The sequence below is a fragment of the Photobacterium profundum genome (genome assembly GCF_003026285.1).
GTDB lineage: Bacteria > Pseudomonadota > Gammaproteobacteria > Enterobacterales > Vibrionaceae > Photobacterium > Photobacterium profundum.
Map to the genome: position 1 here is coordinate 159863 of NZ_PYOD01000009.1, position 7576 is coordinate 167438.

General features: G+C 38.4%; 5 protein-coding genes and 2 tRNA genes. 4 read left to right on the forward strand and 3 right to left on the reverse strand.

What is annotated here, in order from left to right; all coding sequences use genetic code 11:
- Positions 1–376: 376 nt before the first annotated feature.
- From C9J48_RS19165 to C9J48_RS19170, 3 genes are all read left to right on the forward strand, one after another.
- The gene (locus C9J48_RS19165; protein WP_006232328.1) at positions 377–2647 is read left to right on the forward strand and encodes an acetyl-CoA hydrolase/transferase C-terminal domain-containing protein; all 2271 of its coding nucleotides are present in this window, start codon (positions 377–379) and stop codon (positions 2645–2647) included.
- A 41-nt stretch (positions 2648–2688) separates the two neighbouring features.
- On the forward strand, positions 2689–2832 hold the full coding sequence (locus C9J48_RS27965; protein WP_006232327.1) for a hypothetical protein: 144 nt from the start codon (positions 2689–2691) through the stop codon (positions 2830–2832).
- Positions 2833–3135: 303 nt separating this feature from the next.
- Entirely contained in the window at positions 3136–3657 is a 522-nt protein-coding gene (locus C9J48_RS19170; protein ID WP_006232326.1) for a GNAT family N-acetyltransferase, read from the forward strand.
- Positions 3658–3789: 132 nt separating this feature from the next.
- Here C9J48_RS19170 and C9J48_RS19175 read toward each other — a convergent pair.
- A tRNA-Cys gene (locus C9J48_RS19175) sits at positions 3790–3863 on the reverse strand.
- A 58-nt stretch (positions 3864–3921) separates the two neighbouring features.
- Positions 3922–4008: transfer RNA gene (locus C9J48_RS19180), tRNA-Leu, on the reverse strand.
- A 472-nt stretch (positions 4009–4480) separates the two neighbouring features.
- Here C9J48_RS19180 and C9J48_RS19185 point away from each other — a divergent pair.
- A complete protein-coding gene (locus tag C9J48_RS19185; RefSeq protein WP_006232325.1) occupies positions 4481–5383 on the forward strand; it encodes a LysR family transcriptional regulator in 903 nt (300 codons plus the stop codon).
- A 68-nt stretch (positions 5384–5451) separates the two neighbouring features.
- On the opposite strand, the gene C9J48_RS19190 is transcribed toward C9J48_RS19185, so the two are convergent.
- On the reverse strand, positions 5452–7143 hold the full coding sequence (locus C9J48_RS19190; protein ID WP_006232324.1) for an L-lactate permease: 1692 nt from the start codon (positions 7141–7143) through the stop codon (positions 5452–5454).
- Positions 7144–7576: the final 433 nt, after the last annotated feature.

Here is a 7576-nt window from a genome sequence, read left to right on the forward strand (position 1 = left end):
TATTACGAAAATAAATAAAAGAAACAATGGCATCTAGCATTAAAATAAGGTTAGCAATTAAAATTAGATCATTCTTTCTAATTTTAAAATTAGAACATCGCTGAGATCACAAAAATAAAATACAGATAAATACAAACAAAATCAAAAACTTAAAGATGGTCAGACCTGTCTTCTTTTATTTTAGAATACTCAACCTAATTATCTTGATTTATTTCACCTAACTATCTGTGATTGGGTTCAACATATTGAAATAAAATTCAATTTTCAATAGACAACTAGAGTCATAACTCTATCCTTTAAAAGTATAAAGATAATAATAAAACAACTTAGCAAACACTCGCCACCAATAGTAAATATAGTGAAAAAGGAATTTGTCATGTCTGTGCTTGAATTTATAGATACACCTATTTACCCTTCAGCTCTTTCTCCTCGTCATTCCGATGACCAAAAATTGAATACAGAAAACGAAACAAAATTGGCGGCGCAAACAGTCGCAACACCAGATGAACTTGTTGACCAAATAATTGCACAAGTTGGAAAAAAAATCGTTATCGGCGTACCTCTTGCTATCGGAAAACCCATTGCTTTTATCAATGCGCTTTATCAACGAGCAAAAACCGATCCTTCTATTTCACTCCATATAGAAACGGGGATTACACTCGAAAAACCTATTGGTAAAAGTAAGTTAGAGAAAAACTTTCTAGGGCCATTCGTTGAACGTGAATTTGCGAATGTACCCGATATTGATTATATCTGTGGTCTTCGTAAAGGCGATATACCTAGCAATATCCACGTGAATGAATTTTTCTTCAAAGCGGGCAGCTTTTTAAATAGCCCGCAGCAACAAAATTACACCAGCACAAACTACACGCATGCAGTTAGAGATCTATTGGATAAAGGGGTGAATGTAGTCGCCCAAATTGTGGCCAAACGTGTCATTAATGGTATAACAACGTACAGCTTATGCAGTAACTCTGATTTAGCGTTAGATTTCATTCCCGAGATGGATCGCTTAAAAGCAGAAGGTATTCCTATGGCCATTGTTGGCGAAGTTAACAACAACATGCCATTCATGCGAAACCATGCAGAAGTCGCAGACTGTGAATTCGATTTCATTCTTGATGGTAACCTTAACGAAGACCATGAAGATTACGCACTATTTGCAGCACCTAATGCCAGTATCTCCCAAGAAGATCATATGATCGGTCTATATGCGAGTACGCTTATTAAAGACGGCGGAACATTACAAGTTGGTATTGGCTCACTCAGTAGCGCACTAACGTACAGCACTATGCTGCGTCATCAAAATAACCCTATTTACCAACAAGTACTTCAAGATCTTCAGGTCACAGAAAAATTTCCTCTTAGTTGTATTATTGGTGAAACAGGCACATTCGAAGAAGGCTTGTACGGCTGTAGTGAACTGATGGTCGATGGCTTCATGCACTTATTTAAAGCCGGCATACTCAAACGTGAAGTATTCGAAGATTTAACAATACAAACCCTACTGAATGAAAAGAAAATCACGCCGAAAGTGACTATTTCAACACTACTCACTTTGCTTGAGCATAACGCAATATCTTCAGTATTAAACAGTGATGATGTGGATTATTTAAAACGTATTGGCGTATTTAAGTCATCGGTTCATTACCACAACGGGTTGCTTAATATTACTGATAGCAGCTATTTAGCTAATTTGAAAAATGAAGAAGCCTTACAATGGATAACCAAACATTGCTTGAATTCAGCATTATGCGGCGGCGTAGTCATGCACGGTGCATTCTTCATCGGGCCTAAAGACTTTTACGAAGCACTTAATACAATGACCGATGCCGAGCATGATCAATTCTGTATGACGAGTGTGAACTATGTGAATGAGCTTTATGATCATTTTCTTGGTAGCCAGCAGCTCAAGCAAGCACAACGTAAACATGCACGTTTTATTAACTCAGCTATGATGGTGACGTTAAATGGGTCTGTTATTTCAGACGCCTTAGAAAATGGACAGGTCGTTAGTGGTGTAGGCGGTCAATATAACTTTGTCGCACAGGCCCATCAATTACCCGGGGCACGTTCTATTCTAAAATTACGCAGCTGTTGTATACGTGGCGGTAAACTCCAATCAAATATTTTATTCAATTACGGACACACGACAATACCTCGTCACCTTCGCGATACGGTTATTACTGAGTATGGCATTGCAAATCTTCGCAGCAAGTCAGATCACGTTGTATATACAGAACTGATTAAAATCGCAGATTCACGCTTCCAGCAAGAATTACTAGAAAAAGCCAAAGCGGCTGGAAAAGTAGCAAAAGATTACCAAATTCCTGCTGAATTTTGTAATAACACCCCAGAAGCGATTGCACAAATATACAACAAATATACAGCACAAAATTTCTTTGGCCCCTTCCCCTTCGGTTGTAGCTTTACTGAAGAAGAGCTCAAATTAGGTAAAGCATTAAAGTCACTAAAAAATAAAACCGCAACAAAAAAAGGCAAAGCACAGTGTTTATGGCAAGCACTATCAACTCCAAAGCCAACAGCCGCTATTGAACCACTATTAAAGCGTATTGGTATGAATGAGCCAAACAACTTACAAGACCGTATAACAAAACGCCTATTAACAGCAGAATTAAGTAAATAATTAAAATATCTGTGAGTAATCATTGAACGAGGTATGAGTGGATGGCAACAAAAAGTAAAGAAATGGCATTATGCCCCTATGCTGCCGTATGGGGATGCCCTAAATGTCCAGTTAAACGGATCTGTCCAGGTAAAACAACGATTGGTGATCAGCCAATCAAGCCCAAAGACAAACCGAAAGATTAATTAATTTGAAATAAAACGGGTCACTATTCCTAGCTAGTAACCCGTTTTTCTTTTTAAGAAAATACACACTGCTAAACAATTGCTCTTCTATTCACAAACCACTATCTAATCAAAGAATCAGTACCACTTCTGATAGCCGCTTACGTACCTCTATATACCCAAATTACTTCAAAATTCTCATTTCAGCGAAGATTTCAAATATGCGATGTTTTTATATGTGTATTTCATACGCAAATCACATGCTATAAATAATAAACAAGCACCGTATATCCAAGCTAACTAAATGGGCAGTAAGCAACATTTATGATAAACCTAAGAATGGCAACACAAAATGACATTAGCCAAATTTCACGTTTACATGCAAAAAATTGGCAAGATATATATCGCGGTATGCTGTCAGATAAATATCTAGATAACGACATATTTGAAGATCGTCAAGCAGTGTGGCTGCAACGATTTGAGACACCAGAGAACCATCAACGTATTTTAGTTGCGTGCGAAAATAATACTCTTTGTGGTTTTATTTGTATTTATATCAACAACCACGACAAATGGGGAACATTAATCGAAAACTTGCACATCTGCGAATACTATAAAGGGCAAGGTCTGGGCAAAAAGTTACTCACTGCTGCAACACAAATAGCTTACCAACACGCACCAGATAATGGGCTTTACCTTGAAGTATTAGCGGGTAACGTAGATGCTCAGAAATTTTATCAGAAGCTAGGGGCATTCAATGAGAAGACTCAGACATGGCAAGCGCCCGATGGTAGCCATGTTCAAGAGTTTGTTTATCGCTGGGAAACCATTAAAGAAATGTGTTGAAGCTCAGCTGTAGTAAAATTAGGAGTATCAGAAATACACGTGAGGCTAGCAGTTTGAGTACAAAAGAGGGTCTGTATTTTGTATAAATGAACAACAAAAAAGCCCAATACTTTCGTATCGAGCTTTTAAGTATGGAGGCGCGTCCCGGAGTCGAACCGAGGTACACGGATTTGCAATCCGCTGCATAGCCACTCTGCCAACGCGCCATATTTATGGCTAAGTCATTACTTAGCTTTATCGCTTATGGTAACGATAAATAATAGATGGTGCCCCGGGCCGGACTTGAACCGGCACAGCGCGAACGCCGAGGGATTTTAAATCCCTTGTGTCTACCAATTCCACCACCAGGGCACGCAATTATTTATTGCGATGCACCTAACCATGTGCTTTAGAAAAAGCGGTCAGACACCATCTTTAGTATCAACTCTTCAACATTAAAAGTGTCAATACTACAAAATTCTTTTCTCGGTTCAGTAACACCTGAGAACGAGATGTACTTTAACTGATTAAGATAATGAGTCAACAAGAAGTTTAACTTTATTAATCAATTGATTAAAAAGCAAGCCGCACTGTGCGAGTGGCGTTCAGTTAGCACAAAGATTACACATAACCAATTTTTACTAACTATTCATATCCATTAACAAAAAATGCTCGCTCATTGATATTCAGAGTTACAGAGCTCGTCCAGACGCTTAAACCCGAACCTTAAATTGATTAAGTACAGTAAGACATCTATTTACCACTTTTAGTAGCATTTAACATTGCCTTATTGGTTGATATACTGCCACACTTAATTAATTTCGTTGCAAAAAGTACACTAATAATGCGAAATACAGATGATTTTTTAATCTTTTACCATTTAATTGAGCAAGGCTCATTCAGCAAAGCTGCTGAGCAAGTTGGGCTAACAAAATCTGTCGTTAGTAAGCGGATAACCCGTTTAGAACAAGATCTTGGCGTGCAGCTGGTCTATCGAACGACTCGTAAGTTAACGCTTACCGAAGCGGGCGAGGTTTTTTTCGGCCATGCGAGAGAAGTTTATTATTCTGTCCAAAATGCTGAAGAAGCCATGAGCGGATTAGGGGAAAGCTTAACAGGCACCATTCGTCTTACCGTTCCAACTATTTCTGGTGAACTGCTATTACCTAAAGCAATATCAGAGTTTAGTGCTAAATACCCAGAAATTCACATTGATATGGATTTAGACAATCGGTTTGTTGATATTGTGAAAGAAGGATTTGACCTTGCGATCCGAACGGGTGAATTGCCAGATTCAAGTTTTATAGCCAGAAGACTTGTTGATGCTCATTGGGTTATTTGTGGTGCACCTGAATACTTTGCTCTCAATGGAGTACCAAAAGTAGCATCTGAACTGGTCAATCATAATTGCCTCGCTTATAGCTACCAAGAAACTGGGGCAAAAGAATGGCTGTTCAAAGGTGAAAATAAACCTTATACCATTAAGGTGAATGGTAACTTTACGACGAATAATGCATCTGCATTACGTCGCGCAGCTTTGTTTGGGCAAGGGCTTGTTTATGTCCCTAAAGTGCTGGTTGCGGAAGATTTAAAAGCAGGCAGTTTAATTGAAGTGCTGCAAGAACAAGTCGCTAAGTGCTTAGGTATTTATGCCATGTACCCTTACACTCGTCACCAGCCGATCAAAGTGAAATTATTTATAGAGCACCTTTATCAATGTTATCAGAAACACGAAGATAACTTTTAGTCCTCGATCATAAAGAAAAAGCGAGATGCTCGAAACTATCACCTCACTTTTTTATTAGGTCTGAGCGTTTACACTATGGTACTCATGATTGCAGCCACAATGCCGTAAGCAATCATCGGAACGACGGTGCGCTTAATAATAAAGCCTTCTTTATTGGCAATACCTAAAATGGTTGATACGGCAATTATGTTATTGATACACACCATATTACCCATAGCCCCACCGACTGACTGCAAAGCTAAAATTGTGGTTTGTGGCAAACCAACATTAATTGCAATTGTTTGCTGAATAGCACCAAAAGTCAGGTTAGACACAGTTGCAGAGCCCGAGAAGAATGCACCAAGTGCACCTAAATAGGCACCAACATATTGCCAACTTGTACCCATAAGATCAGAGAAGGCTTGACCTGCAGTCATGATCGGTGAATTCTCACCACCAGTCATCATCAGCTTCACCATAATTAATGCACCAACCAACGCGATAAATGGCATTTTGATTCGGCTCGCTGTTTCAGAAAACATTTGCTTAACGATGTTTCCTTGCAACTTGAACAGCGGGATAGAAATCAATACCACCAGAAGGAAAGGTATCAGTGCTGGCACATAAAGTGTCTTATAAGCCCAAGAAACATCGGTTCCAAGAATATGGCTAAGTTTAACAATCAATGCCTTACTTAGGCTGAAGTCACCTAGCGGGCCAAACGATAGAGAAAATATTTCTGTGCCATCAGTCAGTATCGACTTAATACCGAATTGCTTAATACGAGTAACAATAAGAATAACAATAAGTAAAATCGTTGGCGTCATCGCTTTAAAAATTTGTGCCGACGATACACTTTGACTTTGTACGCAGTGCTTCTTTGATGAACGGGTTTCTGCCGAGCGAGAATCAGTAGCTATCATATTGACTGCATTCACTTCACCAAAAGTTGTAGCATCACCAGCAAAAATAGTTTGGGTAACACTGTGCTGTTCTTTTGCCAAACCTAAGCCTAAACGCGCAACAATAACTGAAACAATCAAGCCAATAGCGCCACCAACAAGTGCAGGGAACTCATAATTCCATTGTGCAAGTAGGAAGTATGGAACAGTACATGACAAAGTACTGATTAATACAAACAGATAATTTTTGCGGATATCATTCCAACTAACGATGAAACGAAGCGCCATTGGCGGAATGATAAATGCGGCGACAAAATGGATTAAAGCAGTGGTTTTACCTATATCAAGTAAGGTTGCATCATCTAACCCTAGGTTGGAAAAGCCAAACCATGTTGGCGTACCTACAGCACCGAATGATACAGGTACAGAGTTCATAACTAGGGCCAACATGGCAACCTTCAATGGATTAAAGCCTAAACCAACTAGAATCGGGGCAGCAATTGCAGCTGGGGTACCAAAACCGGATGCACCTTCAATCATGAAAGCAAATGCCCAACCGATAATCATTAGCTGGGCGACTTGATTTCGACTGATCCCTTCGAGCCAACGACGAATGATATCTTCAGAGCCTGAAAGATAGATCATTCTGTTTAATAAAATAGCGCCAGCAACAATAGAAATTGGTGTTATAGCAGAAAGAATACCGGCAATGATGTTGGCGCTAATTAATGTGATGTCTGTACCGAAGTAAAAAAGTTGTATTGCTCCTACCATTAGAGCGGTAACTGGTAAGGCAATGTGCGATGGTAATCCATTTTTCTTTGTCATCATCCAAATCAAGATGACAATAGGTATAACGGATAAAAATAAGGACGTCATGATCTTCCACTCCATGTGTTTGGCTAGCTAGTTACCCGATTAATTAGGATATTTCTTAAGTTAGCTGCCATGTTTATAATTTTGTTATTTTCATTACAGGCTGTATTTAGAATAGTAATTTTCTATCAGCTGTTTTATGTGGGGAAGATATTCTAAAGCGAAAAAAATTAATGGCTATGCCTCTTTATTGTTACAGGAGGAATTAGTAAATATAAGTTACTTTGTTAAAAATTATATAATTTGCCACAAGACCTTTGATAACAAGGCTACAATAAACAAATAGTATAAATATCGACCTATTATTATACATAAACAGGAAACAATCATGTTCTATATCTTTACTAATAAATAAAAGTGATAACTTAAGATTTTACTATATCTAGATTTTTTAAATTATAAGTAATTATCATTACTATATACAATGGTGTAATAT

Excerpts from the sequence above, each read along its gene's own strand:
- C9J48_RS19165 (WP_006232328.1), top strand. The coding sequence starts at position 377 with ATGTCTGTGCTTGAATTTATAGATACACCTATTTACCCTTCAGCTCTT.
- C9J48_RS27965 (WP_006232327.1), top strand. The coding sequence starts at position 2,689 with ATGGCAACAAAAAGTAAAGAAATGGCATTATGCCCCTATGCTGCCGTA.
- C9J48_RS19170 (WP_006232326.1), top strand. The coding sequence starts at position 3,136 with ATGATAAACCTAAGAATGGCAACACAAAATGACATTAGCCAAATTTCA.
- C9J48_RS19185 (WP_006232325.1), top strand. The coding sequence starts at position 4,481 with ATGCGAAATACAGATGATTTTTTAATCTTTTACCATTTAATTGAGCAA.
- C9J48_RS19190 (WP_006232324.1), bottom strand. The coding sequence starts at position 7,143 with ATGACGTCCTTATTTTTATCCGTTATACCTATTGTCATCTTGATTTGG.